Here is a 26574-nt window from a genome sequence, read left to right as displayed (position 1 = left end):
CATAAATCAACTCCCGCCACCAGCAGCGTGCGGCTGTTCTCATCGACCAGCAAACCGGCCAGGCAGTCCAGCGCCGGCACAAGTTCATCAAATTCGCGCGGCCGGTTCATCTCGCGAAGCACCAACTGCTCGAACAGCGATCCGCACAGGACCGGTACCAGCGTGAACGATCCCTCCAGCACGCTTTGCAGCAGCACCACCTGGAACTCGATCGAGTGCTCGCCGCGGTGAGCGAAATCATCGGGAGTAGCCAGCACGCCGGCGGCTTTCCGGAGACGATTGACAGCGAACTGATCGGCCGGGACTGTTCCCAGCGGAGTTTTGAAGTCCTTGCCGGTTACGCTGAACATGCCCTTATCCATGCTGTGGCCCACGCCCAGCACGATCACCCGGTCGTAGGAACGCCCCTTGAGCGTGTTGTAGGCCGGGGCGTAAACCTTCTCGCCCACCTGCAACTCGATATGGGGGGCTACCAGCGCGACAATTTCCCTGTCCGAGAGATCATCGTCTGCCGCACTGTCTGTTCCGGCTTCCAGGATCTGCCCGATAAACTTGCGGCAGGCCTCGGGGTCTTCCGGGTAACTGGCCCCTGCCAGCGCTGGCGGGCGTTCCGGCAGTCCGGTGAATGTATCAACCAGTTTCCGCCTGGCGTCGAGATAGCGGTTATTGTCCAGCAGGAAAGCTTCATCGAGGCTGGCGATAAACGACTGGATCGCCTCGATTGGTATCAGCGACGGGTCGTTCCGGCCGCCGGTCTGTTCCAGCAGGCGGCCCCGGATGTCCTCGGCGCTGTTGTTCCCGTCCAGCAGCGAAAGCAGCGGCAGCGCTCCCTCGCTGAACGTCAATGGTCCGCGCTGATCGAGACCGTAGGGGTCGCGCAGGACGATCATCGTGTCGCCGTCCTCGCCGCGTACGGGAGTCAGGTCCAGGTCTCGCCTGAGTACCGGGTTGCCGCTGCCCTGTGCATTCATCTCGACCCGCTTCTTATCAACTGAGCAAGATTGGTTCAGACTTGCAGGCTGCCGTCTTTCATTATCTGTTTACCGTCAACCCAGAGCGATGGTTCCAGCACCAGGCCGTCGAGGTGGATCGGGACCGCCACGCCGCCGCCCATCGACTGGTTGTCGCCCAGCGCGAAATGGACAGTGCCGAGGATTTTCTCGTCCTCGAGGATCATCCCGGTAACCTGCGCTCTGTCGTTGGTGCCGATACCCAGTTCGGCAAGGTTCAGGCCCGGTTTGCCGTGGGGCGCCAGGAGTTCCTCCAGCCTGCGCGCCGGTTCACCGCCGGAGAACGACACGGCGAGACCGTCTTCGATTTCCACCTCGATTTTGCACCCGTCCAGCTTTCCCAACCCGGCCATCGCCGCCTCGAACACGATCCGTCCCCGGGCGGTGCCCTCAACCGGAGCCAGGTAGGCCTCGCCGGCCGGGAGGTTGCTCATCTCGCCGGGGTGGTGCACCAGGCCGGTATCAGCGTGGGCGGCCCGTCCCTCTATCGAAAACTCGATCTCCGTGCCGGCGGGCGAACTGACCCGCACCTGCCGAGCGGCGGAGAGCAGTTTGGCTGTTTTCTCGCTGCGGACTGCTATCTCGCCGTAGTCGGCCACCAGGGTCCGGATCATACAATCCTCGGTGATTCCCGGCAGGGTCGCTGCGCGCACCCCGGCATCGCTGGCGGCCCGGCGGGCGTCGGTATGGGTCAGCGAGCGGCTGGTGGGGCAGAGCAGCACGTCCACCAGCTTCATCACGGCGGCCACCGGCGGGGGCGGCTCCTCGCCGTGGTTGGTGCGCGGCAGGATTTCCATCAGCATGGCCTCGGCCCCGGCCTGCCGGGCGGCGGTCCACAGCGCGTAGCCGATTTTCCGCTCCGGCTTGTCGCAGACCACCAGCACGCTTTCTCCGGCTGTAACGGCCATGCAGGAAGTGATCGTATTTTGCGCGGCCTCTTGCAGGCTGCTCATGATTGGCTCTCCGGTTAACCTCATCAAGTCAAAAGAACCAGCCAACATCAGGCGGGCGGATCCATCTATCCACCCGATGGCACTATAATCGATTTGCCTAGAAGCTATTTCATAGCCTTAAAACGGGACAAACCCCGCCTGCCTGCGGCAGGCACCCCCTTTGGTAAGGGGGAATACACACCCCGCCTGCTTGCGCAGGCACCCCTCTCGAGAGGGGAATCCTGTCCGGTCTCAGGCTTTTTCGCACGGCGGCTGGGCTTATCCGGTTTTAGTCCCCCTTAGCAAAGGGGGAAACAGGGGGTTGTGTTTTTGGGATTACCTGCCAATGGGCGAAAGTTTGAAATTAAATCCAGTTATGAAACAGCTTCTAATTTGCTGTCGCGCTGTCTGCTTCGGCGGCCTTACGCTGGGGGATGGTGATCAGCAGCCAGGCAATCGACGCGAAGATAATCAGGCCCAGCCAGGGCATGGCCCAGGCGAAATTGCTCACCAGCGAATCGTACCAGCCCGCGTTGGGCCGGCTGATCGCATCGGTAGTCCAGCTGAACACCGGGCTCTTGGTGAAATTGACCTTGAGGAACACGAACACGGCCAGCAGCACGGCGGTCAGGCTTTCTCCGGCGACAAACCCGCTGGCCAGCAGCAGGCCGTTGTTTTCCGCGGCGGTTTTACCGGCCTCGCTCCTGCGCCTGTTGCGCCACTCGACAGTCTGCTTGATCAGCCCGCCCACGAACATGGCGAAGGTTGTGTAGAGCGGCAGGTACATCCCCACCGCCACCAGCATCGGCGAGCCGCCGCCGAGCAGGATCAGTCCCAGGGCGAAAAAGCCGCCCATGATCACCAGGGGCCAGGCCATCTCACCGCCGACAATCCCCTTGGCCATCAACGCCATCAGCCCGGCCTGGGGAGCGGGGAGGTTGGCGCCGCCGATCCCGCCGGGGGTGTAGTTGTGCAGCAGCCACAGCGGGCCTGTCAGCACCAGCGCGGCGACGAGCACGCCGAGGATTTCCGCCAGCTCCATCCGCCAGGGAGTGCCGCCCAGGATGTGTCCCACTTTCAGGTCCTGCAGCATGTCGCCGGCCACACCGGCGGTACAGCAGACCACGCCGGCCACGCCCAGCACGGCGGCGATACCATGGACGCCGGTCGTGCCCAGCCAGACCATCAGCAGGGCGGCCACCAGCAGGGTGGAAAGGGTCAGGCCGCTGATCGGGTTGTTGGAGCCGCCGATCAGGCCCACCAGATACCCGGCCACCGCGCTGAACAGGAAGCCCGCGACAGTCATCACCACCGCGGCGACTATCGCGCTGAACAGCGAGCCGGAGAAATACCAGTAGAGCAGGGTGATCGGGATCACCAGCAGCACGACGCTGATCGATACCCATTTGAAATTGAGGTCCTGCTCCAGGCGGTTGGGCCGGTATTCCCCGCTCTGGCTCAGGCGGAAGTCCCTGAACGCCTTGCCGATCCCGTCGACCAGCGGCTTGCGCATCTTGGCCAGGGTGTAGAACGCCGCCACCAGCATCGCGCCCACCGCGAACGGCCGGACCTGGGTCAGCCAGACGCTGGTGGCGATACTCTGCCAGCTCTGTCCGGCCGTGTGGTAGGATTCGAGGTTGGTGTTGAAAAACATCGCCAGGGGGATAAAGACCAGCCAGCCCAGCACTCCGCCGGCGAACGCCCAACTGGAAAGCTTGAGGCCGATTATGTAACCCACGCCCACCAGGGCTGGACTCGCGCCCGGACTCTGGACCAGCATCCCGCCGCCGTAAGTCGTGCTGGCGGATGCCGCACCGCCGTCGAACAGGTCCATCCGGCTCGATTTAAAAGGGAAGAACCCGGTGACATGCTCGGTGATCACCCGGACGCCGTTGGGGTTCTTGAAGAACTCGAAAAACGCCGCCAGGCCCATGGCGCCGAACACGTATTTGGCGCCGCCGGCACCGTGCTGGCCCGCCTTGACCAGTTCGGCGCAAGCCTTGCTTTCGGGAAACGGCAGGCCGGCTTCCTCCACCAGCGGCCGTCGCAGCAGGATGACGAACAGCACGCCGAGCACGCCGCCGACCGCCATGATCAGCGTACAGTCCCAATAGTTCAGGTTTTCCCAGACTCCGCTGATCACGAACGCGGGCAGAGTGAATATTGCACCCGCCGCCAGCGCCTCACCTACGCTGGCGGTGGTCCGGCTGAGATTTTCCTCCAGAATCGAGCCGCGGAACACCCTCAGCACAGCCATCGCGACCACCGCGGCCGGGAACGTGGCCGAGACAGTCATCCCCGCTTTCAATCCCAGGTAGGCGTTGGCCGCGCCCAGCACGATAGCCATCAAAAGACCCAGCAAGACTGCTCTGAAGGTGAATTCCCTGAGATTTGATTCGGCGGGGACAAAGGGTTTGAATTCAAGGTCACTCATCGGCTGCGTTCCTCCGGTTCTGGATTATATCGGATCGGTTCAGCTGAGGCCGGACCCTGATTGTAATCGTGCCTCCGCGCCGGCCCCTGTTGATGGCAATGCAGGCAAAATAGCCAGCACGCCGCGGCAAGCGCAAGGTAAAATTCTCGGATATCGTTGCGATCAGGATATATCTGGAGGATGTAACAGGTGGGGTGAAAACGATCAGGCCTGTTCTTCGGATGGCTCTTCTTCTGCTTTTTTCCGGCTGATTCCGCCCTGCATGAAGTCGTACAGCTTGAGATCGCCGCCCTCTTTGGCTTCCGGTTCGGTCAACTGGTCCGTGCCGCTCTGCAGGTAGTCGACAAAGGCCGACACCTCGCCGACATCCTGAGGGCTTAGCTCGTGAAGCCTCTCGATCAACGGCTTCAACTCCTCGCTGACGGGCATGTAGTCTGGCGGTAAGCCTTTATGGATTCTCATCATCCTGCCCGGCAATTTTAGGCTTGGCTTGCGCTGCGCGTTACTTGGAAATCTGCTTCAGGTGCGATTTCTTGCGGTGGTTCTCGATAAACTCCTGGATCAGTGCGTCCTGCTCCTCCACGAACGTTTCCAGGGTGATCAGCAGGTTTTCGACTTCGCTGGCCCTGAAATGAACTATCGTGTCCTTGTTCGCGGTCTCGGCCTCATCACCCAGCTTGGCGTAAAGGAGGTCGTAGACCACCCTCACAGTCGAGAGTTTCTGCTCCAGGTGCGTGAGCATATCGTTGAAGTCCTGCATCCGCGATCTCCTTGTCCTGATTTCCGCCCGTTCAGTCCAGGGGAAGGTATTTCTGGGTGTGCAATTCTTCCCGGTACTTGTCGAGCACGAGGTCGATTCCCTCGCGAAGGTACTCACTGATCGGTACTCTGGTCTTGCCTGAAAGGTCCTTGAGTTTTTCCTTCTGGCTGACCAGAATATACGTAGTAATTTGTGTTTTGCTTTCCGACAATGCATCCTCCTTGAGCTGCGGTCTGGTCAACGGATGTTTGAGATATAATGCATTATATCATATTTACCTTATTACTTCCGGTTTGTCAACAAAAGAACAGATCGCTTGAGTTGTAACTCAACCTTGAAATTAGCCTGCCGGAGAGATATCTTCTTGCTCCCGGCCAAGTAAGGTAAAGGAGCTTGACGCGCCGGGGAATCATGATCTGGCGAAATCCATTATCAGTTTACATGCAGAGGAAGGTGTCATGGTCAAGTTCAGGAGTTTTCTCGTGTTCGGTCCCAACGGAATCGGCAAGGGGACGAACGCCAAGGCCGCGGGTACGCTGCCGGGCTACGTCCATTTCTCGACAGGCGATATGTTCCGCGCGTTGCTGGCAAGGGTCAATGAGGGCAGGGCCTCGGAACTGGAACTGCGGATCGACAAGACCATGAAGGGCGGCGGGCTGGTTGACGACAAGACAACGGTGGAACTGGCGAAAGAAAACCTCGAGGGTTGGGTGCGGGACAACTGTTTCGATCCGGAAAAAGACTGCCTGCTGCTCGACGGGCTGCCGCGCAACCGGCACCAGGCCGAGATGATATCGGCTTTTATCGACGTTGTGGGCGTGCTGCACGTGACCGCAAGCCGTCAGGTGGCGGTGGAGCGGATCACCGGCCGCGCCATGCTCGAGGGGCGCAAGGACGACCAGGACGCCGAGGCGGTCGGCAAGCGGCTGGACATCTTTTTTGAAAACGCGGCCGATATCCTTTCCTGCTACGACCCGCAATTTGACGGGCGGATGGACTACGATTCGAAAATTATCCATTACATCAACGCGGATCAGCAGCCGGTGGAGGTCCTGCGTGACTTCCTGCAATACCTGGTCTAGTAGAGTGTTGAAAAAACACGCTTCTAGTACCGCAGTCCATCTCTTAAACGACAAAAGGCCGGGTCCGTTCTGGACCGGCCTTTCGTGTTGATAAGACTCTACCCAGGGTGGCAATCGGTGCTCTCAGGCGATCAGGTTGATCCTGCCCAGCTGTTTTTTCTGCTTGGCGGAAGCGTCCTGTTTTTTGCCTTTTCCCTCCGACTTCTTCTTTTTATCCCCGCTGGACGAATCCTGCTGGGAAGCCTGATCCTTGTCCAGGGGTTGCACACGATATGCGTAGCCACTCTTCGGAATCTCGGATATTGCCATGGGGATCTCCCGGTGGCTGAAGTTATCCCCCCCAGTTCTCACGGTTGCACTTAGAGTCAACCTCAATTGTAATATCGGCTTAATCCATGAAATCTTTAGCGCTTATCCGCCTTGGACTAACACGGAAGACGTTTGCTGGCCTGTGGTCCCCGCGCCTGAGGGGAGAAACCATGTTAAACGCGATAATCGCTGCAAGATGGCAAGGCAGATGTGAACGATATTGCCGGATCAACTTTGATCGTTAAGCTGACGGTCCGGATTGTTGTGCGGCTTTTGAGCTGCGTGAACTGCGGTATCAGCAGGAAATATATTCGATAACCCGTTCGGCGCCGCTGGCGAAATCATCGACCAGCACTTCGGGTTCGGCCGCGGCGAGTTCCTCGGAGCTCACAGTCCCGGTGGCGACAGCGATAGCGTGGGCCCCGATTGCGCGGGCGGCCCTGATATCGTTGACCGTGTCGCCGAGCACGTATGTCTGGTCGGGTTGGAATGAGGTGTCGAAATGCTCGCAGGCCCGCTCGAAAGCCTGTCCCGCAAGTTCGCTGCGGGTGATATCCAGTTCGCCGAATCCGCCGGTGGGGAAGTAGCGCTCCAGGCCGAACGCACCGATCTTGATCAGCGCTCCCTCGCGGACGTTGCCGGTAAGCAGGGCCAGTTTACCGCATCGATCAGCATAGTCCACTATCCGCCGAACGCCGGGGAACAGGCCCCACTCGGAAGTATCGCGGCTTTCGATTTTCAGCAGATCGATATAACGCCGGCGGAACAGCTCCCAGGTTGTCTCGGATTCCGTCCTGCTGGTGCCGGGCCGGTAGAGATCGATTATTTCCTGGTAGATACCGCGGTCGAGCTTACCGGCCATGTGGATCCCGTCAATCGGCCCGTCGATTCCCAGCACTTCGCTGCAGGAGCGCAAGAAACTGCGATACCCGCTGCCGCCGGTGGTGAGCAGTGTACCGTCGATATCGAACAGGAACAGCGAGGGTGGAGCCGCTGACATGAAAAACCTCAGAAAGCGTAGATGAAGCTGAACCTGTGCGAATTGCCCAGGTCGGAGTAGGGTACGAACGCGTAGTCGAACATCAGTTGCAGGTAGTTCACTCCCATGCCGAAGGAGAAGTCCTCGTACTCCAGGCCAGTTCTGTAGCCGGCACGTCCCAGCAGGAAATTCCGCCAGTTGTACTCGCCGCCCAGAGCCAGACGGGTTTCGTTGTCGTTGGGAGATTCGATCTCGAACGCCACGGTCACCGAGTTGTCGCGCCAGGGCAGGCTCTTGCGGTAGGCCGCGCCGATACTGACCAGCCGCGGGGCGTCGTAAGCCACACTCTCGTATTTCAGCTTGGTCCCCAGGTTCCGCACGACAAAACTGGCGGTCAGGTTCGGTATCATCGTCCGGGCCTTGATCCCGATATCGAACAACATCGCGCTGGCTGTTTCCGAGTCCAGTGATTCGTGGACGAATCTGGCGGTGACACCCGCCGAGATGTTATCCTTGACCCGGTAGGCCGCGCTGAGTCCCAGCGCCAGGTCGAACGGGCTGAACGTGCCCTCCGGCTCCACCGAATTGACACTGCGCCGCTCAAGTTCGCCCATGCCGAAATAATTCATCGACACGCCCAGCCGCACCCGCTGGACGTCGAACGTGTAGCTGGCCGCGCTCTGGGAGATATCCTCGATCCAGCGATGGTGGGTGAAGAACAGTTCGCCCGCGCGGCTGTCGGTCAGCCCGGCGGGGTTCCAGAAACAAGCCGTCGCATCGTCGCTGAGCGCTCCGAACGCGCCGCCCATCCCGGCGGGACGGGCGCCCACGCCGACCTTGAGGAAGTTCAGGCTCGTGCTGCCGACTTCTCCCGCCGCCAGATTGCCTGCCGCGAACAGGAGCGCGGCACATACAAGGGCTGTCAGTTTGTTCTTCACTTGATCACCGCCATTTTACGCATCGTCTGCACAGTGCCGCCGGTGGAAAGATGCGCCTTGACCAGTACAAGATAGACGCCGCTGGCGTATCTGTCCACATCCCATGTTACCTGGTTGCCGATTCCAACCGCCGCGTCAACCGATCCCTCGAAATTGGCTACCCGCTCGCCGCTGGTGGTGAATATTTCTACCGTCACCCTTTGGACGTCCGAACCGCCTAACCGGTAGGTCAGGTTGGCGCGGGACCCGCGTACCGGGTTGGGGTAGAGATAGCAGAACTTGTCGGGCAGAATCTCTGCGCCGGAGCCGGTTCCGGGCTTCTGCTGGGCCAGCGATGTAAAACCGGTATGAGCGGAGTTCCCGCCAAGCCCGGACCAGCCTCCCGCCAGGGCGTTGCCGCGGGTGGCGTAAGCGTAGACATAACCCTCGCCGTCCGCGCAGATCAGCTCGAGCAGCCCGTCCCTGTCGATATCCGCCGCCACGGGGGGCATCAGCCCGTAACCGCCGGTGATATAGCGCGCCACCGGCCTGCGGCCGCCGTCTCCCCGGTAGGCCAGTACCAGCCGCTCGGCGGTGGCAACCAGGATTTCCGCGATCCCGTCCCCGTCGACATCGGCAAGGGTTGGCTGGGACAGGTAGCGCTGCTGATCGAGCTGGCGCGGGCTGCCGATTTCGATCGGCATGCCGGGGGCCGAGGAGCCGTTGTAGTCCAGCACGTAAATCCTGTTGCGCGATGAGTACTCTTCGTCCGGGTAGTCCACCGGTACCACGAGTTCGTTCAGCCCGTCGCCGTCGACATCACCAAGAGCGCCGCCGGCAAGGCAGAGCCCGTCGGTACGCACCGGCCAGCCGTCGGCCGGAGTGCCGTCGGTGAGGAAGCTGAAAATATCCCCCGTTATCCCGAACACGTTGACCCGGTACGCTTCTCCGTTGCCGGGAAGGCCCATCAGGCCCACCACCGGCGCACAGACAGAGCTGTCGCCAAGTGTCACGGTCCAGGAGGCGCTGCCCGAGGGGGCAAGCGAAATCAGGTTTCCCTCAGCGGTCAGAACGTAGATTGCTTCCACGGCCCCGCCGGCGTCCTCGAGCACCGAGGGCCGGGCGGTGACCGATGCGAAAAACTCCACCGGGTAGCCGCTCATCTCGCTGCCGTTCTCATCGAGTACGTGCAGGCGCGAGGAGCCTCCCGCAGTAGTGACCACGATCACGTCACGCGTTCCGTCGCCGTCAACATCGGCCAGCACCGGTGAATATTGAACCTGGCCCTGCAGGTCGATCGGGTAACCGTCAACGCTTTCCAACACGGTGCGAGTGGTGAAGGCCGAGACCCGTCCATTCGCATCGGCGATTACCACGTCCGCCTGGCCGTCGCCGGTGATGTCGCCGGCCGCCGGCGAGCCGGCTGGAGGATCATCTGTCGGTATTATAAGCGTCTGACCATCGGAATATATTAATACGGCCTGCCTTGAGTCATTGGCCTGCACCGTTTCCAGGCCCGGCCGTGAGGGATCGATTTCCGCGACCACGGGTGTGGAATAAGCCGAGGTCGCGTTCATCCTCACCGGCCAGCCGGGCAGCGGGTGCACGATCTGGCCGCCATCGCCGAGAGCGTTGAAATCTATCTCCACGCTCACCAGACTGTCCACCACGGGCGCACCCGGCTGAACCGTTAACGAGTTGAACCCGGAGATGGCGATATTGCTGGCTACGCCGGTGTAGCTGGTGGAATTGGGGCTGGTGAACGGCCCGAAATTGACATTCAGGTTGCCCAACTCGGCGCTCTTGGTGCCCGGCACCGCCCCGCCGAAGACGTCGAACGGGCTGCCGAAACCGGGATTGAAACTTGCCGGGAACGGCTGGAGCATGTGGTCCAGCCCGTCGGCTTCCTCAAGGCGGATTCCCAGGTGCTGGGGATCGGTGTTCAGGTAATTAAGTGTCAGGTCGCGGGTGAACTGCTCGCGGATCACCTGCTCGTCGATATGCCAGATCAGCACTCCGCTGCCCAACCTTGCGCTGTCGGCGGGACTCATGGGTGGCAGATTCAGGTTCAGCCAGTAGGGGATTGACCAGTCGAACTCGGCCAGACTGCCGTCGGGCAGGCGGTAGTCGTCCTCCATTATATCGGGGAACACATTGCCACCGGTCTCGTTGTAGTCAAAGCGATTATTGAAATTCTCGTCGCGCAGGCGCAGTTCCAGCAGGTAGTACTCAGTCGAGGAGATCGGCACCTTAATTACTTTTGGTACGCCGGGATCATCGGCCAGCTCCGCGGCCCTGAGCACCACGTCACTCAGGTCGGTTTTAACCACCAGGGGCTCATCCCAGCCCAGGAACACCCTGGTCCAGGCCATCGGGTAACTGGGAATCCGGCTGACCGTGTTGAAGAATCCGGTGGCCATCAGCGCGTAAAACCCGATGGTGGGACGGGAGCCGGTAAATGTGTCGTAGAGGTCCGGCAGGCCGAAAAAATGCCCCAATTCGTGGACCATCACGCCCAGCAGGCCTTGTAGTGCCCCTTGGGGATTGCCTTCCTCTTCCCAGTCCTGCACTGCTGTCTCGGGGAAAATCTGGATGAACTGCACATGGTGCGTGCCGCCGTCGGGGTCGGTATCGTTGGTCTCGATTCCCTGATAGCTTGGGTCGCCGTCGGCCAGGATCTCGCGCAGCAGGATATGGTTGATCGACACCGGGTGCAGGTCGTCGGGCGACTTCTCGTCGAAATCCGTGTGCTGGCCGCAGCCGGCGTGGAAGACCATCACCACGTCGTACTGGCTGAAATCCAGCTCGTTGTCGGCCGCGGCGATCGCATCGGTTGCGAACCGGCTGGTGCGCAGGCTGTAGTCGTCGTCGTTGCCGTACTCTTTCAGTTCGACGTCGAGCTGGTAGATCCTGCTGATATCCGCACTGTCGGGGACCTCGAAAATCACCTTGCCGCCGCTCACTTTTTCGTAGTACTGGGAGACGTGCAGGAGGTTACGCTGGATGTAGAGTTTGGAGCGCGAATCGACCGTGGGGTCTTCCACAACTAGGCCGGAAGTGCTGTCGCTGAACGTGAAAAACGGGATATCGCCCCAGGTGCCGTTGCCGGTTGTGGCCGGATTCTCGTCGGGCTGGAACTCGATCCGCACCACGCCGATCCTGTAGTGGACCGGCCATGCTTCTGCCGCCAGCATCGTTCCGGCCGGGTTGCCGTCCATGAAACTTTTCAGCGCGGGAGCGTCGGGGTTGGGCAGCGAGCCGTGGGGATGATTGCGTAACAGGGACAGCGGCACGGGCCTCATCGCGCTGAAATCAGCCGCAGAGACGCCCGTGATAAATGAAGCCAGCAGGATCAGACAGGCCGGTACGGTTTTCCGGATCATTATATGGGATAAGGTAAAATTTATTGTTCCGCGCGTCTGGTTCAGCTACGTTTGTATTACCGCCGCCCTTCCCAAACAGTTCCCTTCAAGTTGGCTAAAATAACACCGGACAGCGGAAGACTCAACTTAATTTCTTACGGCAAGATCGGTGCCGCCGCAGCGGACCTCCGGGCAAATCAACTCTGGCCTTGAAGCTCGAAAACTATTGACATCACTGTCATCCGTGGTTAAGCTCATTTGTGACAGCCGCAATACTCTGGCTCGCATCACGCTACGGAAATTTTCGGAATCCGCTGAAATAATATCACCGAGCCGGTGCGGCCGTTACCCGCCCGGTGACACTGTATCCGCAAGCAGGGCATCGGTTTCCCGTATCGCTGGACTGATTTGAACCGTCAACGAACCTGACTGCAGCGAAAATACCACACGTAACGCACCGGTCCCGGCATTTCCGGTTACCGGCTGCACTGAACCAGTCAACCTGTCCAACAGGGGGAATGCATGGAGTCCAGGGAAAAACAGATTAACCGTCGGTCGTTTATCAGAGGCGGAGCGGCGTTCGCCGGGGGTCTGGGGGCGATGATCGCCGCGGGCAACTCCAGCCTCTTCGGTGCGGTCCCGCCCTCGGACAAGATTACGGTCGGTTTTATCGGGGTCGGTGCGCGCGCCCAGCAGATTATGGATTCGATGATCCAGATTCCGGGCCTGGAAATCGTTAATGTCTGCGATGCCTACACAGGCCGCGTGAAACGCGCGATCTCCCGCGCCAACGGCCGCCCCAAAGCGGTCGAAGACTATCGCCGGATCCTGCAGGACAAGAGTGTGGACGCGGTCGTGATCGCCACGCCCGACCACTGGCACAAGCAGATGGCTATCGAGGCTGTCGAAGCCGGTAAGGACGTCTATATCGAAAAGCCGCTGACCTACAATGTCGATGAAGGGATCGAGATCATCAACGCGGTCAAAGCCAGTGACCGTGTGTTCCAGGTCGGCAGCCAGGGTATCTCCAGCGGAATCCAGCAGAAAGCCCGCGACGTTATCGGCAGCGGCAAGCTGGGCCAGATCACGATGATCCGCGCCTATTTCAACCGCAACACCGCCGGCGGCGCGTGGATCTATCCGATCCCGCCCGATGCCAACCGCAGCACGGTGGACTGGGAAAAATTCCTGGGCCCGGCGCCCCAGCGCGCATTCGATCTCCCGCGTTTCTTCCGCTGGAGATGCTACCAGGACTACTCGGGCGGTATCGCCACCGACCTGTTCGTCCACCTCTGCACCACGATCCATTACCTGATGGACGTTCCGGCGCCCGTGCAGGTGATGGGCATGGGCGATCTCTACCGCTGGAAAACCAGCCGCGATGTTCCCGATTCGATCAACGCCTCGCTGAAATACAGGGAAGGCTTCATGGTCAACATGTCGGGTACGTTCAACAATACCATGACCAGCGGCTCCGGTTTCCAGGTGCTGGGCACCGAGGGCAGTCTGGAGATCGGCGGACGGCTGACTTTCCATCCCGAAACCCCTGTCGAAAACGACCGCTGGGTGGTCCGCAGCTGGGAGAAAAGTCTCGATGACGCTTACTACGCCGATCCCAAGATGATCGAGTACGAAGAGAAAGCCCGTGCGCGCTCGGCGGCCAGGAAACCCGAAGTCATCATGTCCGGCGGCGAGGGCGACAGCACCAAGGCCCACCTGGAGCACTGGGTCGGCTGCATCAAGAACCGCAACACCCCGCTGGAAAACGCCGAGGTCGGCCACCGCGCCTGCTCCGTGGCGCACATGGTCAACATGTCGATTGCCTCTGGAAACTCCATGTGGTGGGATTTTGAGCGGGACAACATCAGGAAGTGGTAAGGTTGAATAAGAATGCAACTTGATCGTCAAAGAGATTGACTATAACATTTTTCGGTTTGGGGAGTTTAATCGATAGAATTCCCCTGAGCTTGCTCGGGGGGTCCCGCTTTTGTTGTTTTGCAGTTAGAAATTCCGGTGGCACGAAGTGCCGGGAATTTCTTTATTAAATGAATTGCTAACTCCCCATAATGTCATAACCATTCAAGTGAGGATTGCATGAAGAGGATGATCGGCCTGCTGACGGTGGCGTTGATCGTGGTCTTGGCTCTGAGTTTCAGCGTCATGGGAGCCGACCACAACTACATCGGCGCTTCCAAGTGTAAAATCTGTCACATGAGCAAAAAGAAGGGTAATCAATACGGTAAATGGCAGTCCGCCAAGCATTCCAAGGCTTACGAAACCCTGGGAACGCCGGCCGCCAAGGAAGCGGCCGCCAAGGCCGGAGTGAGCGGAAATCCCCAGGAAGCCGCCCAATGCCTTAAGTGCCACGTCACCGGTTACGATGCTCCCGCGGCCCGGAAAGAAGCCAAGTGGGACAAAACAGAGGGCGTGACCTGCGAATCCTGCCACGGGGCCGGCGCCGACTATGCGCCGATGAAAGTGATGAAGGACCAGGAGGCCTCGGTTGCGGCAGGGATGATAATCCCGACAGTGGAGACCTGCAAGGGCTGCCATAACGAGCAGTCCCCGACGTTCAAGGAATTCAACTGCGCCGAAGCGTATGCCAAAGTCGCCCACGACAACCCGGCTACCGAGGGCGGAGGGTCCCTGCAAGGCTGCAACTGACCAGAAAGAAAGCAACCAGCTTGATCCATGCCCCTCTCTCGCGCATCTTCGGCGGGAGAGGGGCTTTTGTTTGACCAGCCTTGCGCAATGCAAGCCGGCCGGGCATTATTGGCTGGACCTGAACCTGATCCCGACAATGAAAGCAGCCCGTATGCCCGGGAATAAGCAAAATTCCGCGGTCAGTATCGTTATCCCGACCTGGAACGGCAGGGAGTTGCTGGCCAGGTTCCTGCCCTCGGTGACCGAGGCGCTGGCCGCCTGGCCCGGCAGTGGCGAGCTGGTGGTGGCCGACGATGGCAGCACGGACGGGACGCCGGAGTTCCTGGCCAGCGATTTTCCCGGCGTCCGGGTCGTGGTCTCGGAGCTCAACCGGGGATTCTCAGCCACGGCGAATATGGGAGTCGAGGCCGCCGCGAACCGGGTGGTTGTGCTGCTGAACAACGATGTTGAAACCGAGCGCGGCTTCCTCAGCCCCCTGGTGCGCTGGTTCGTCAAGCCAGATGTGTTCGCTGTCTGCGCCCGCAGCCTGGACTGGGACCATACGACTTTCCGCGACGGGGGCAAGGCGGGTTACTGGAAACGGGGATTCTGGCGGGTATGGCGTAATTACGACGTTCGGCGCGGCGGCGGAGCGGAGCCGCTCCCGTGGCCGAGCATTTACGCTCCGGGCGGGTTCACCGCGTTCAACAGGGAAAAATGGCTGGAACTCGGCGGGCTGGACAGCCTGTTCGCGCCGTTCAACTGGGAGGATACCGATATCTGCTACCGGGCGCTGAAACGTGGCTGGCAAGTGCTTTACGAGCCGGAGAGTCTGGTTTACCACAGCCCGAACACCACAATCGGCCGCACCGAGGGTAAGCTGCGGGTCCGTTTTGTCTCACGCCGCAACCGGCTGCTGTTCCACTGGAAGAATCTGACGGATCCCCGCTTGCTGCTCGCCAACCTGTTATTCTCGGCGCTGTCCCTGCCGCTGTCGATTCTCCGCCTGGATCTTGCCTCGGTGGCCGCATTCGCGGCGGCGGCGGCCAGGCTCGGTGCGGTCGTCCGCCGAAGAGCCGTGGAGAAAAGGCAGACGGTGGTCAGCGACAGTACTCTGCGCCGGCGGTTCAGCGAACTGGAACATCTGCTCAAACGCACTGATGGCGGTTGGCTGGAATGAACTGATTTTCCTGGAGCTTCCACCCTGGATTTAGCCCTCGATCAGATGCTTATCTTTATGTTCAGCCGCCTTTACCGGTTGACTCCGCGGCAGACTCTGCCTAATTTTCATCCCTGAACTCTACAACCGTCAATTATCCGGAGGACCGCATGTCGCTCGAGGGATATCTCGACTACCAGCGCAGGGAATACTGCCACGATATCGCCTGCCCGGTGCAGACGATCATGGACGGCGAGCAGGAAGGCTCCGAAGCCTGCGAGCGCCTGCGCGGTATCTGCAGGAGCGACTGTATCCACTCCACTTACGAGTTCCACCACTGGCTGATCGATAAAGGCTACCTGCTTGTGCGGCCCCAGTGAGCCGGTTCAGGAGCGGAGAGGGACAGTCACCCTTCGGCAAAAGGGATTCAGGAGGATCTGATCAATTATCACGCGGTTTGCCGCGTTTAAATCAATCGGCAATATCAAAAAAGGAAATCCTATGGACTGGGGCAAGCGAAACCGTCTGAACAACGTACTGGCCGAGGATGGCCGCTGCTTTTTCCTCCCGATCGACCACGGCTATTTCCAGGGACCGACCCACTGCCTCGAAAAACCGGGGGAGACTATCGCCCCGCTGCTGCCGTACTCCGAGGCGCTGTTTGTCACCCGCGGCGTGCTGCGCGCCGTCGTGCCCCCTGACACCACCGTGCCGATTATCCTGCGCGTCTCGGGCTGCACCAGCGTGGTCGGCCCGGGCCTGGAAAACGAGAACCTGACCACCAGTGTCGAGGAGATTATCCGGCTCAACGCCCAGGCTGTGGGAGTCAGTGTCTTTATCGGCACCGAGTATGAGAACCAGACCTTGGGCAACCTGGCCGAACTGGTCAACGAGTGCGAGGACTACGGGATTCCGGTGATGGCGGTCACCGCGGTGGGCAAGGAACTGAAGAAACGCGACGCCCGCTACCTGGGACTCTGCTGCCGGATCTGCGCCGAGTTGGGCGCGAGCGTGGTCAAGACATACTGGTGCGAGGATTTCGACAAGGTCACCGGCGGCTGCCCGGTGCCGGTGGTGATCGCCGGGGGGCCAAGCTGCGATACCGAACTCGAGGTGATGGAGTTCGTTCACGACGGGATGACCAAAGGCGCGATCGGAATCAACCTCGGCCGCAATGTCTGGCAGAATCCGTATCCGGTGGCGATGATCCGGGCGCTGCGCTCGATAATTCATCAGAACGCAAAGCCCAACGAGGCGCTGGAGATGTACGAAGAGCTGAAAAACTCCGGGGAGGGCAAGTGATTCCCGAGCGCATGCGGGTGGCGATGTACTACAACAACCGCGATGTCCGTATCGAGGAAATACCGGTACCGGCTATCGGATCTGGGGAATTGCTGGTAAAAATAATCGCCAGCGGTATCTGCGGCTCCGATGTGCTCGAGTGGTACCGGGTCAGGAAAGCCCCGATCGTGCTCGGCCACGAAATCGCCGGCGAAGTCGTCAAAGTCGGCGAGGGAGTCGAGCGGTTCCGTACGGGCGACCGGGTGTTTATCGGCCACCACGTGCCCTGCAACACCTGCCGCTACTGCCGCGCCGGGCACCACACAGTCTGCCGGACCCTGCATACCACCAATTTCGATCCGGGCGGGTTTGCCGACTACGTGCGGGCGCCATCGATCAATGTCGAGCGCGGGACGTTTATTCTGCCCGAAGAAGTCAGCTGGGAGGCGGGCAGCTTTGTCGAGCCGCTGGCCTGCGTGGTGCGCGGCCAGCGGGTGGCGGGTTTCCGTCCGGGGATGAGCGTGCTGGTGCTCGGTTCGGGAATAAGCGGCCTGCTGCATATCATGCTGGCCCGCGCCCAGGGGGCGGGCAGGATCATTGCGACGGACATAAATCCCTGGCGGGTTCAAATGGCAAAAAATTTCGGGGCGGATCATGTGCTGGACGCCCGTGAGGATGTTCCCGCGCGGGTGCGGGAACTGAACGGCGGCTACCCGGCCGAGCTGGTGATTGTCTGCGCCGGGGAGCTGAGCGCGTTCAAGCAGGCCCTGGCCAGCGTGGACCGCGGCGGCACAGTGCTCACCTTCGCCACCACCGACCCGGGCGTGGAAATCCCCCTGCCGGCCAACGAGTTCTGGCGCAACAGTATCCGCGTAATGCCGAGCTATGCCAACAGCCCCTACGACGCCGAGGTGGCGATCGAGCTGCTGCGGGCCGGGCGGGTGGACGTGGAGCCGCTGATCACCCACCGCCTGGGGCTGGAGGAGACCGCCGAGGGTTTCCGCCTGATGGCCGAGAGCGCCACCGAGAAGTCGATCAAGGTGGTGATTCTGCCGCACGGGTGAGGTGACACACCCCGCCCCCGATTTATCGGGGCCACCCCTCTTGATAGAGGGGATTTTTTGTACGCACGTTTTGATTATTACCGTAGGGGCGACGCATGCGTCGCCCGCCTGGAATTGTCGGTGTGACGGGGTATATCGTAGGGGCGGACCCATGTGTCCGCCCGATTAATTTGTTGGAGAATTTTAGTTCAAGGTGGTGATTTTAGGCAACGGTGCCGAGCAATTCTATTTTAAATATTTGGAAATATCAGAAATCGATATTTCAGATAGCCACTCATCTATTATTATCGACTGATTCAAATCAATTAAATCTTTATGGCGAACCAGCATATTGATAGCAGATTTGTTTTCTAGTTCTTGCAAGAAGTCTTTATGTAGGCATATAATTTTTCTGTTGTCATTAGAATAAATCCACCTTAGTATTCTTCTGTTTATACTCTGATCTTTCCAGCCGTATCCTGATACAATCAGTTTATCATGTTCCTCTATGCTATTTTGAAATCTCGTTAGTATTTCCGCATACAGGCCCAAATCATAGTCGAAAATTTTATTATAGGTGCCAGTAAGAAAATATGGTCTGCCAGAAATATTCGTAATAAGATTTCCATTTGAATCTTTGCAATGATTTACATCGTTTATAGTCGGCATTCCAATATACGACAGAGGTTGCTCAATCTTCTGATTCATAAACATATACCAATTTATTGAACCGTGCAATTTGTATAGCTTGACTTTGACTTCTGAATCATAAGTGGAGGAATTATAACGCCTTATATCGCCCGTGGGTTTGTCAAAACAATCTGCATATTCAATTTCATTTTGTGCAAATAAATTCTCTATAAGCAGGTCATGATTTAATGTGTAAATATCTAGCCTTGTTATAGCCTCATCACTTGCCATTTCGAGAATCAAATCCAAATTCTCAGGTACAGCATTCGTTGATAGTTTGTTTTGAACAACGTCTTGTATGTAATGAGTAGTTTTTTCTGATAAATAGCGCAAAGTCAAAGCCCTATGCCCAACTCCTAATGGTTTGTACAAATTATTTGCCTGTTTGTTTACGGCATCAAAAAAGAGGGAAATTGCAGGATTGATTATCATCCCAGAAACTTCATCAGAGATTTGGGCAGCCAAATAAAAAAGATCTTCATAGGTTGGCTTTCCTAAATTTCTATTACCTAAATATTTTTCTGCATAGTTGTATAATATTCTTAGAAAAGGTTTAATTCTATAAACCAAATTCTCTTTTTGATAATAAGGATTTGGGTGTATACCTGGGTAAAAGCATTCATCGGTATGATTGTGCCACTCTTCTTCAAATAGGCTTTGTGTTAATACTTCAACCGTAGGGAGACCACAACCATAGGATATGCCTGCACCCGTTAATAGTGCGACTTTCATTTTTCGTTCCCCCTCGGCCCGTAAACCGGCGCCTCCGCCCCCGCCTCCAGCGCCCCTAAATCCGGCGCTTTGCCGCTGTAACTATCGTTAATCCCCGGCAGGACAACTCCCGCATCCACCGCCGCGCCGCCTTTTCGCAAGCTGAAATCAAAATTTTTTGCCGAGTAAACCTTGTGCGGCTGCTCCGGGTCGGGGCGGGTCACATTGGTAAAGATATCATAGTCCACGCTCAGGCCGTGGGCCTCCTGCCCTGTGGCTGCTCGCAAGGCGGCCAGGTCTTTGAATGGCGTAAAATCAGCACGGTCCAGCGTGTAGTCCATCAGGGTGCCGCCTGCCGGGGCTTTCCAGAAAAAATGAGTGTCCGTGCCACGGTTGGGGCGGTAGCCGTTGTAGTCCCAGCTGCTGTAACTCGTCGCCAGGGGGAAGCGCCACAGCTCGCGGCCCGGTGAGCCGGTACCCAGAAACAGGTTGTTGCGGAAATGGGCGTTGGAGTAAGTCTCGCCGCTGCGGCTTTCGGCGATCACCGTGTTGTGGTACACCAGCAGCCCCGCCGGCTTGACCTTGAACTTGAACGCCAGTCCCCAGGGCACGTGGTAGAGGATATTGCGCACGAAATACGCCGGCCCGCCGAACACCGGCTGGGCGCTCAGGCCGCACTGGGCAGCGTTGAAACAGCGGTTGCGCAGAATGCGGATATTGTGCGCGCCCCCGTCGGCCTCGATAAAATCATCGGCCATCAGGTGGATATCGTTGTTGTAGAAATCGATTGCGGAGGCCTGCCGGGCGCGCTCGGCGGGCGGGGAGCCGTGGGTGCAGACACAGATCGCATCGTGGAAAAAGGCGATATAGTTGTGGCAGACCACGTGGCCCGCGCCGTAGACTTTGACCGCGTAGTAACTGTTCAGCGGGGCGGCTCCGTACACGCCGGGGTCGTACCAGCCCACCAGACGGTTGCGGTCGTCCCGGCCGAGCATCACGTTATCGGCGATATAGAAGTCGCACGAGCCGTCGTACTGGGTGGTAACCGCGATCCCCACCTCCTCGAACCGGCAGTTTTTGACCGCCAGCCCCTTGCAGCCGGCCACGTCCTTGGTGCCCGCGTGGATCGCCACATCGCAGTCGCGGAACGTGATCCCCTCGAATATATGCCAGTCTGCAGCCATCATGTCGAACAGCCGGTAGCACCCGGCCCCGTCGAATATCACCTCGCCGTCGCCCGCGGCGCGGATCGTGATCGGCCGCCCGGGAGTGCCTTTGGCGGTCAGGAGATAGGTGCCGTGGAAATCCAGACCCAGCGGATCGGAGTACATCGAGCGCTCGCTCCTGTAACGCCCGGCGTGGACCAGGAGCATGTCGCCGGGCTGGACGGTGCGCTCGGACACCACCGCCCAGTCGCCGCCGCCCGCGCCCTGGTAGGCTTTCATCAGGCCGGTGAACGCGGGGCTTTCCCTTGGGCCGTCCCAGCCGGGAGGGTAGACATGCAGCACCCGGCCGCCCTCGAATGCCTGCGGTTCGGAGCGGGTCCGCAAAGTGACAGTCTGCCCGGATTCGCCGCCCACGCCGTCTGGGTCCGTCATTACCAGCCTGCACTCGTAGTCCGTGCCCGGCTCCAGGTCCAGGATGCTGCCGGCAAACATCTCCGGGACCGTGTAGTCCATGTACACGTCCTCGCTGAACACCCGCTCGCCGCCGAGGCGCAGCAGGGGAGGGCCGCTCTGCCAGTCCCTGTCGCCAGCCTTGCGGTAGGAAACAGCCACCTTCGCGTTGCGGTTGTCGTCACCCGTTATTTTCCACTCGAACCCGAGGCAGATCAGGGTCGGCCGCTCGGTAAAGAACTCTCCGGGTGTGACGGCGTTTTGGGCGGAGAGGGCATGGGGAACAGTGCAAAGAACTAGCAGGATGGCGCTCAAGTGTCTCATCGGGCGTACCTCCGGCGGGATTTTTTATCGACAAAACTGAGGTAACAACTATCTGAATCAGAAGAGGATGTGCTACAGCGACTTCAGCGCCCCGACAAACTCATCGATCTGCTTCTTTGTACGCTGCTCGGTGACCGCCAGCAGCAGCTTGCCGTCGTGCTCCGGGTCCAGCCGGCCGATATCGATCCCGGCGAGGAAATTTTTCTCCAGCATGGCGGCGATCACATCCGCTGGCGGCATGGGCGGCACCACCGCGAATTCGCGGAAAAACGGCGCGTCGGGCCAGGCGAGATTCCACCCCTTGAGAGCGGAAATTTTCCCGGCCAGGTAATGGCCCTTTTGGAGGCACAACTCGGCCACGGTGCGCAGGCCGCGCTTGCCCAGCAGGGACAGGTGGATCGTGGCGGCCAGGGCCAGCAGCGACTGGTTGGTGCAGATATTACTGGTGGCTTTCTCGCGGCGGATATGCTGCTCGCGGGTCTGGAGGGTCAGCACGTAACCGGCCCGGCCCTGGCTGTCCTCGGTCATACCCACCAGCCGGCCCGGCAGTTGGCGCTTGAAACTTTTACGGGTGGCGAAATAACCCAGGTACGGTCCGCCGAAAGACAGCGGCACGCCCAGGGGCTGGCCCTCGCCGACCGCGATATCGGCCCCCGCCTCGCCGGGGCTGGTGAGCACGCCCAGGGCCACCGGGCAGCCGGCCACCGCCACCAGCGCGCCGGCCTCGTGTGTCAGGCGGACAATCTCGGCCACGTTCTCCACCACACCGAAGAAATTGGGGTTCTGCACGATCACGCAGGCCACGTCATCACCGAGCGCCTGCTCCAATGCTTTCAGGTCTGTCGCGCCGTCCGCGATCCGGACTGCGCAGACCTCGTTGGCTCCGCCGGAATTGTAAGTCTCCACCGTACGGCGGTATGCCGGATTGAGCGCGCCGGAGACCAGGATGCCGGGCCGTTTGCCCTTGATCGCCCCGGCCATCAGCGCCGCGTCTGCGCACACGCTGGCCCCGTCGTAGCCGCTGGCGTTGGCGATCTCCATCCCGGTGAGCTGGATTATCAGGCTCTGGTACTCGTAAATCGCCTGGAGCGTGCCCTGGCTGACCTCGGCCTGGTATGGGGTGTAGCAGGTATAGAACTCGCTGCGCAGCAGGAGCTGGTCAACTGCCGCGGGGATATAGTGGTCGTACGCTCCTCCGCCCAGGAAGCTGACAACGCGCGCCGGGTCGTAGTTGTCTCCGGCCAGCGCACGGGCTTCGGCGGCGGCCTCCATCTCGCTCAGCGAACGGGGCAGGTCCAGTCCGGCGGCGGCATTCTGCACCTCGGCCGGGATAGAGCGAAACAGGTCGTCGACAGAGCCGGCGCCGATTTCGTCCAGCATTAGCCGGACTTCATCGTCTGTATGCGGAGTGTATCTCACTTCGTTCGGTTTCTTTCGTCGTTCAGACAATCATATCCTTGTAATCCTTGGCCGAGAGCAGTTCGTCCTCGTTCATCTCCTTGATCTTGACCCGGATCATCCAGCCGTCGCCATAGGGATCATCGTTGATCAACTCCGGCTTATCCTCCAGCAGCTCGTTTACTTCTTCCACCGTACCGGTGACCGGGCTGTAGAGTTCGCTGACTGTTTTAACCGCCTCGATAGTTCCGAAGCTCTCCAACTCTTCGACCTCATCGCCCACCTCGGGGAGTTCCACGAACACGATATCACCCAACTCGCTCTGGGCGTAGTCCGTAATACCCACCGTGACCACGCCGTCGTCGATACTGACCCACTCGTGCTCCTTGGTGTAGCGCAGATCGTTCGGGATTTTCATAACCTGGTTCCTCGGTAAATTTTGAATTGCGGCTGAAAAAGCAGGTTTTTGCGTTGATCTGTCTCTCAACGGCAACACTAAAGGATGGGGTACTCTTTGTCAAGAACAGCACTCGCTTAAATGCGGCGGAGCAGAGCGGTGAGGCAAAGTTCCATTGTGCCGCTGTCTGCCCTTTATTATTATTACCGGATACCGTTGGCCTACCGCCAGCTAAGCGAGAAAGGTGACGCAGTTATGGTTGACGTCGGCAGGAGCATGATACCGGCCGGGATGTCGCTGGAAGAAAAAATCGGCCGGCTGATCTGGTGCGGTTTCAAAGGGTACCGCAGCGCTTACAACAGCGCCGGCTTTACCAGCCAGAGACGGATGCTGGAACAGGGTCTGCTGGGCGGCCTTGTGCTCCAGGAGGGCGACCTCTACGAAAGCGCAACCCTGATCAACCAGATTCAGCAGGGGTGCGGCCGGACGCTTGTCGTGGCCGCCGATGCGGAAAACGGCCTTGGCGCACTGCTTAACGAGGGCACCTGTTTCCCGTCAAACATGGCATTCGGGGCCACGCGAAGCGGGGAGTACGGATACCTGGCGGGCAAAGTGCTGGCCGAAGAAGCTACGGCCGTGGGCATCAACCTGATATTCGGGCCAACCTGTGCCAGGCCGGGACCCGGGCTGCCGGAGGGTCTGCCCGACGTCCGCGCGTTCGGCGAAAAGCTGCACCTGGTTACCCGCCTGTCCATCGCGTTTGTCAGGGGCGTGCATGATGGAGGAGCGCGGGCGGTACCGAGGTATTTCCCCGGGACCGCGGCCGTGCTCAAAGGCGAGATTGCAGGTAACCGCTGGCTGCATTATATGCGTAAGCTGCTTGTGGACACTGAACTGTCGATTTACGAGATGCTGTTCCAGGCGGGATTGGGCGCGGTGATGGTTGACTGGCGGGAGATGCCCGACCTGCTGAGCGGCCGGAGCAGGCTGGCCCTGACAAACTATCAGCTTCTCGAGGTATTTCTGCGCGAAGTGATGGGATTCGAGGGCGTGGCGGTCAGCCCCGATCTCTCGCTGCCGGGAATGGAAAAACTGCTGGAGCCGGATACGTTGGCGGGGATGATTAACGCGGGAGTGGATGTGTTGGCCGGTGTGCCGAATCCGGAAGAGGCGATGAGGGTAATTCGGGAAGCAGTGGTGCTGGAGAAAATATCACTCTCGCGGCTGGATTCAGCAGTTGAAAGAGCGCTGGGATTCAGTATCAAGGTGAAAAGCGGTGAGAAATCGGCAATCCGGCCCGAGGAGATCGACAAGCGGGTGGGCAGCCCGGCCAACCTCGAAGTGGCCGACAGGATAGCCGAGGACTCGATTACCCTGCTTCGCGACAGGCGGGGTGTGCTGCCGCTCGATCCTGCATCGCACCGCACTCTGCTCAATATCTCGTTCACCTCCCGCGCCGGCAACCGGATCGACGGCCCGCTGGAAGGGGCCCTGCGTGAGAAATTCGACCGGGTTATCGCCCGCCGGATCGACAGGAGCTCGATGCCGTCCAGCCTGGACGAGGCCTGGGAGGAGACGGGATTCGCCAACGTGATCGTCTGCTCCATGTTCACCAACCAGCCGCCGGATTACACGTGTCACGGTTTTTCGACTTCCCAGATCGAGTTCATCCAGCGGCTGATATCCCGCGAGCAGCCCGTGATCATGGTGGCTTTCGGCGATCCCTGCACGATCAGATTGTTCCCCGAGGTGGACTGTTACATCTGCCTCTACAGCGATTGCCCCGCCAGCCAGCGCGCCCTGGTCAGGGAGCTGTTCGGAGAGCTGGTGCTGCCGGTCAAAGGTAAGCTGCCGATCGCGCTGGATTCCAGTTTTCCTTATGGTTACGGCCAGGATCTTTACTGAGATCACTCACGCTGCTGCGTTTTTTCTCGCTGGCTGAGGCATTCAGGATATGGGCGGGACGGTACGGCTGGTTTTGAATCCAACTACAGTTGATAGCTCTATAACAAGGAGAAGATTATGAAGATGGCCAAAGCGAGATGGGTCGAGGGCTTCCAGTTCGTCGGCACGCCTCCCAGCAACCATGCGATCGTACTGGACGGCAGCGCAAAAGCGGGCGGCGCGGACTCCGCGATTCACCCGGGCGAGCTCCTCCTCGTCGGACTGGCCGGCTGCACGGGAATCGACGTGATCTCGATGTTGAGGAAGATGAAAGTTGAAGTGGACGAATTCGAGGTGCGCGTGGAGGGCGAGGCGGCCGAGGAGCACCCGAAGTACTGGAAGAAGCTCAACGTGACTTACTGGATCAGGGGCAAAGATATACCCGAAGACAAACTGCAGAAGGCAATCAGTCTGAGCCAGGAAAAGTACTGCTCAGTCAGCGCGACGTTGAAAAACAAGGTGGAAGTCACCTACGGCCATGAGATTGAAAAGACTGATTGAGGCTCAACTGCGGAGCTCCATCTCCAGCTCCGGCAAATCGATCAGCACGCTCACACACTCCGCGCCGGAAAGCTGTCCCGGCTGCACGCAGGTGGTCCGGCCAAGCTTTGCCCGCCATTGACCTCCGCTGAACGGTGATTCGTGGATATGCCCGTGCAGCGAAAGCAGCGCTCCGCTGTTCTCCAGAAAGTCGGCCACAGCCCGGCTGCCCACGTCAGCACCGCTGCCGATAATCCCCTGGCCGACTCCGGCGGGCGGTTGGTGCAGCACGTAGACGGTTTTTTCCGGGTCGGACGGCGCGGGGAGTGTGTCCAGGTGCTCCCTGAGGCAGGGCTGCGAGTTTACATGCTCCTGCCAATTCTCCACGTGATGGATCCCGTCGCTGTCAGAGGCCAGTGCGTTGCCGCCGCCGAAGAGTGCGGACGAATCCGGCAGGTCGCGCAGGCAGCGGTCCTTGAGTGAGAACGGCCCGTCGGTGGTCATCGCGCAGCCGATAAAGGTCAATCCTGCCAACTCCGCGCTCTGCTCGACCAGTGACCACGCCCTGCCGGCTTGGCTCATCACCTCGCGGAACAGACTGTCGTGGGCGCGGAGGTCCATGTTGCCGAGGGTGGCCAGGAACGCGACCCCCCGCTCGCAGCAGCGAGCCAGGTAGCCGGGCAGCCAATCCTCCAGAAACTCCCGCTGCACGGCGAACAGGTCAAATCCCAGCGGATAGAGGTCGCCGCCGTTGACGATGGCCTCGGCACGGGCCGTAACCGCCCGGTCCAGGAGCTCCTCGTAGCAGTTTTTCCTGCCGTGAAAGTCAGTGGCGTAAATAATTTTCATCTGTCCGATTCCGCAAATCCCGCAGTTTACCTGATACCTGCCCGCCGTGCACTTCAATCTAGTTCAGCCGGATCAGTACCGCAAGTCGGCGGAGAACCGTACCGGTCGGCCTCAAATAATCGGTTTGACTAAACCCGAGCGCCGGAAAAGTCGATAATATCAATGTATCGCTCGAATCCTCCCGGCCGGAAGGAAAGTACTTGCCTTTTTTGTCGACATATGCGAGATTTCGTACCTATGATTTAAGCGGTATA

At 59.5% G+C, this 26574-nt stretch carries 23 protein-coding genes and 2 pseudogenes (2 of these 25 cut by a window edge); 9 read left to right on the top strand and 16 right to left on the bottom strand.

Annotated features, from left to right (window positions below; all coding sequences use genetic code 11):
* Positions 1-3 (bottom strand): annotated as a pseudogene (locus FVQ81_14330) (hypothetical protein); it reaches 312 nt to the left of the window's first position.
* Positions 1-971, bottom strand: a pseudogene (amrB, locus tag FVQ81_14325) (AmmeMemoRadiSam system protein B); it reaches 88 nt to the left of the window's first position. Before amrB ends, FVQ81_14330 begins: the two co-directional pseudogenes overlap by 91 nt.
* Positions 972-1006: 35 nt before the next feature.
* A complete protein-coding gene (locus FVQ81_14320; GenBank protein MBW7997720.1) occupies positions 1007-1966 on the bottom strand; it encodes an aminopeptidase in 960 nt (319 codons plus the stop codon).
* Between the two features lie 364 nt (positions 1967-2330).
* Positions 2331-4376, bottom strand: coding sequence for an oligopeptide transporter, OPT family (locus tag FVQ81_14315; GenBank protein ID MBW7997719.1), 2046 nt, complete (start codon positions 4374-4376; stop codon positions 2331-2333).
* A 204-nt stretch (positions 4377-4580) separates the two neighbouring features.
* Positions 4581-4838 carry a hypothetical protein gene (locus FVQ81_14310; GenBank protein ID MBW7997718.1) on the bottom strand — a complete coding sequence of 86 codons (258 nt, stop codon included), beginning with the start codon at positions 4836-4838 and terminating at the stop codon, positions 4581-4583.
* A gap of 40 nt (positions 4839-4878) precedes the next feature.
* Positions 4879-5136 (bottom strand): hypothetical protein, encoded by a 258-nt coding sequence (locus FVQ81_14305; protein ID MBW7997717.1) that lies wholly within the window; start codon positions 5134-5136, stop codon positions 4879-4881.
* 31 nt (positions 5137-5167) lie between these two features.
* Positions 5168-5347 (bottom strand): ribbon-helix-helix domain-containing protein, encoded by a 180-nt coding sequence (locus FVQ81_14300; protein ID MBW7997716.1) that lies wholly within the window; start codon positions 5345-5347, stop codon positions 5168-5170.
* Between the two features lie 247 nt (positions 5348-5594).
* Between FVQ81_14300 and FVQ81_14295 the strand changes: the two genes are divergently transcribed.
* On the top strand, positions 5595-6218 hold the full coding sequence (locus FVQ81_14295) for a nucleoside monophosphate kinase (protein ID MBW7997715.1): 624 nt from the start codon (positions 5595-5597) through the stop codon (positions 6216-6218).
* Positions 6219-6341: 123 nt separating this feature from the next.
* On the opposite strand, the gene FVQ81_14290 is transcribed toward FVQ81_14295, so the two are convergent.
* The 4 genes from FVQ81_14290 to FVQ81_14275 all read right to left on the bottom strand — a co-directional run bounded on the left by FVQ81_14290 (position 6342) and on the right by FVQ81_14275 (position 11806).
* Complete coding sequence (locus tag FVQ81_14290) at positions 6342-6527, bottom strand: hypothetical protein (protein ID MBW7997714.1); 186 nt, start codon at positions 6525-6527, stop codon at positions 6342-6344.
* 295 nt (positions 6528-6822) lie between these two features.
* On the bottom strand, positions 6823-7527 hold the full coding sequence (locus FVQ81_14285; GenBank protein ID MBW7997713.1) for an HAD family hydrolase: 705 nt from the start codon (positions 7525-7527) through the stop codon (positions 6823-6825).
* Between the two features lie 8 nt (positions 7528-7535).
* Positions 7536-8444, bottom strand: coding sequence for a PorV/PorQ family protein (locus FVQ81_14280; GenBank protein ID MBW7997712.1), 909 nt, complete (start codon positions 8442-8444; stop codon positions 7536-7538).
* Complete coding sequence (locus FVQ81_14275; GenBank protein MBW7997711.1) at positions 8441-11806, bottom strand: hypothetical protein; 3366 nt, start codon at positions 11804-11806, stop codon at positions 8441-8443. The genes FVQ81_14280 and FVQ81_14275 overlap by 4 nt, the downstream gene beginning before the upstream one ends.
* 501 nt (positions 11807-12307) lie before the next feature.
* On the opposite strand from FVQ81_14275, the gene FVQ81_14270 reads away from it, so the two are divergent.
* From FVQ81_14270 to FVQ81_14245, 6 genes are all read left to right on the top strand, one after another.
* Positions 12308-13663 carry a Gfo/Idh/MocA family oxidoreductase gene (locus FVQ81_14270; protein ID MBW7997710.1) on the top strand — a complete coding sequence of 452 codons (1356 nt, stop codon included), beginning with the start codon at positions 12308-12310 and terminating at the stop codon, positions 13661-13663.
* Between the two features lie 216 nt (positions 13664-13879).
* Entirely contained in the window at positions 13880-14449 is a 570-nt protein-coding gene (locus tag FVQ81_14265) for a cytochrome C554 (GenBank protein MBW7997709.1), read from the top strand.
* On the top strand, positions 14385-15608 hold the full coding sequence (locus tag FVQ81_14260; GenBank protein MBW7997708.1) for a glycosyltransferase family 2 protein: 1224 nt from the start codon (positions 14385-14387) through the stop codon (positions 15606-15608). Before FVQ81_14265 ends, FVQ81_14260 begins: the two co-directional genes overlap by 65 nt.
* A 149-nt stretch (positions 15609-15757) precedes the next feature.
* Positions 15758-15967 (top strand): hypothetical protein, encoded by a 210-nt coding sequence (locus FVQ81_14255; protein MBW7997707.1) that lies wholly within the window; start codon positions 15758-15760, stop codon positions 15965-15967.
* 121 nt (positions 15968-16088) lie between these two features.
* Positions 16089-16889 (top strand): 3-hydroxy-5-phosphonooxypentane-2,4-dione thiolase, encoded by an 801-nt coding sequence (gene lsrF / locus FVQ81_14250; GenBank protein MBW7997706.1) that lies wholly within the window; start codon positions 16089-16091, stop codon positions 16887-16889.
* 11 nt (positions 16890-16900) lie between these two features.
* Complete coding sequence (locus tag FVQ81_14245; GenBank protein ID MBW7997705.1) at positions 16901-17932, top strand: alcohol dehydrogenase catalytic domain-containing protein; 1032 nt, start codon at positions 16901-16903, stop codon at positions 17930-17932.
* A gap of 225 nt (positions 17933-18157) precedes the next feature.
* Here FVQ81_14245 and FVQ81_14240 read toward each other — a convergent pair whose 3' ends face one another.
* From FVQ81_14240 to gcvH, 4 genes are all read right to left on the bottom strand, one after another.
* Positions 18158-19333, bottom strand: a complete 1176-nt coding sequence (locus tag FVQ81_14240; GenBank protein ID MBW7997704.1) for a hypothetical protein — start codon at positions 19331-19333, stop codon at positions 18158-18160.
* Positions 19330-21252 (bottom strand): hypothetical protein, encoded by a 1923-nt coding sequence (locus tag FVQ81_14235; protein MBW7997703.1) that lies wholly within the window; start codon positions 21250-21252, stop codon positions 19330-19332. The genes FVQ81_14240 and FVQ81_14235 overlap by 4 nt, the downstream gene beginning before the upstream one ends.
* Before the next feature lie 72 nt (positions 21253-21324).
* Positions 21325-22671 (bottom strand): aminomethyl-transferring glycine dehydrogenase subunit GcvPA, encoded by a 1347-nt coding sequence (locus FVQ81_14230; protein MBW7997702.1) that lies wholly within the window; start codon positions 22669-22671, stop codon positions 21325-21327.
* Between the two features lie 22 nt (positions 22672-22693).
* Positions 22694-23068, bottom strand: coding sequence for a glycine cleavage system protein GcvH (gene gcvH, locus FVQ81_14225; GenBank protein MBW7997701.1), 375 nt, complete (start codon positions 23066-23068; stop codon positions 22694-22696).
* Between the two features lie 120 nt (positions 23069-23188).
* On the opposite strand from gcvH, the gene FVQ81_14220 reads away from it, so the two are divergent.
* Together FVQ81_14220 and FVQ81_14215 are read left to right on the top strand one after the other, a co-directional pair.
* Positions 23189-24952, top strand: coding sequence for a glycoside hydrolase family 3 protein (locus FVQ81_14220; protein ID MBW7997700.1), 1764 nt, complete (start codon positions 23189-23191; stop codon positions 24950-24952).
* 123 nt (positions 24953-25075) lie between these two features.
* Positions 25076-25492, top strand: coding sequence for an OsmC family protein (locus FVQ81_14215; GenBank protein MBW7997699.1), 417 nt, complete (start codon positions 25076-25078; stop codon positions 25490-25492).
* Between the two features lie 3 nt (positions 25493-25495).
* Here the strand turns inward: FVQ81_14215 and FVQ81_14210 are convergent, their stop codons facing one another.
* Positions 25496-26377, bottom strand: coding sequence for a phosphoesterase (locus tag FVQ81_14210; protein ID MBW7997698.1), 882 nt, complete (start codon positions 26375-26377; stop codon positions 25496-25498).
* Positions 26378-26574 lie beyond the last annotated feature (197 nt).

This window comes from Candidatus Glassbacteria bacterium, from assembly GCA_019456185.1.
Classification (GTDB): Bacteria; Gemmatimonadota; Glassbacteria; order GWA2-58-10; family GWA2-58-10; genus JAJRTS01.
The sequence above is the reverse complement of the archived record's forward strand: the minus strand, read 5'-3'. Positions and strand labels throughout refer to the sequence as shown.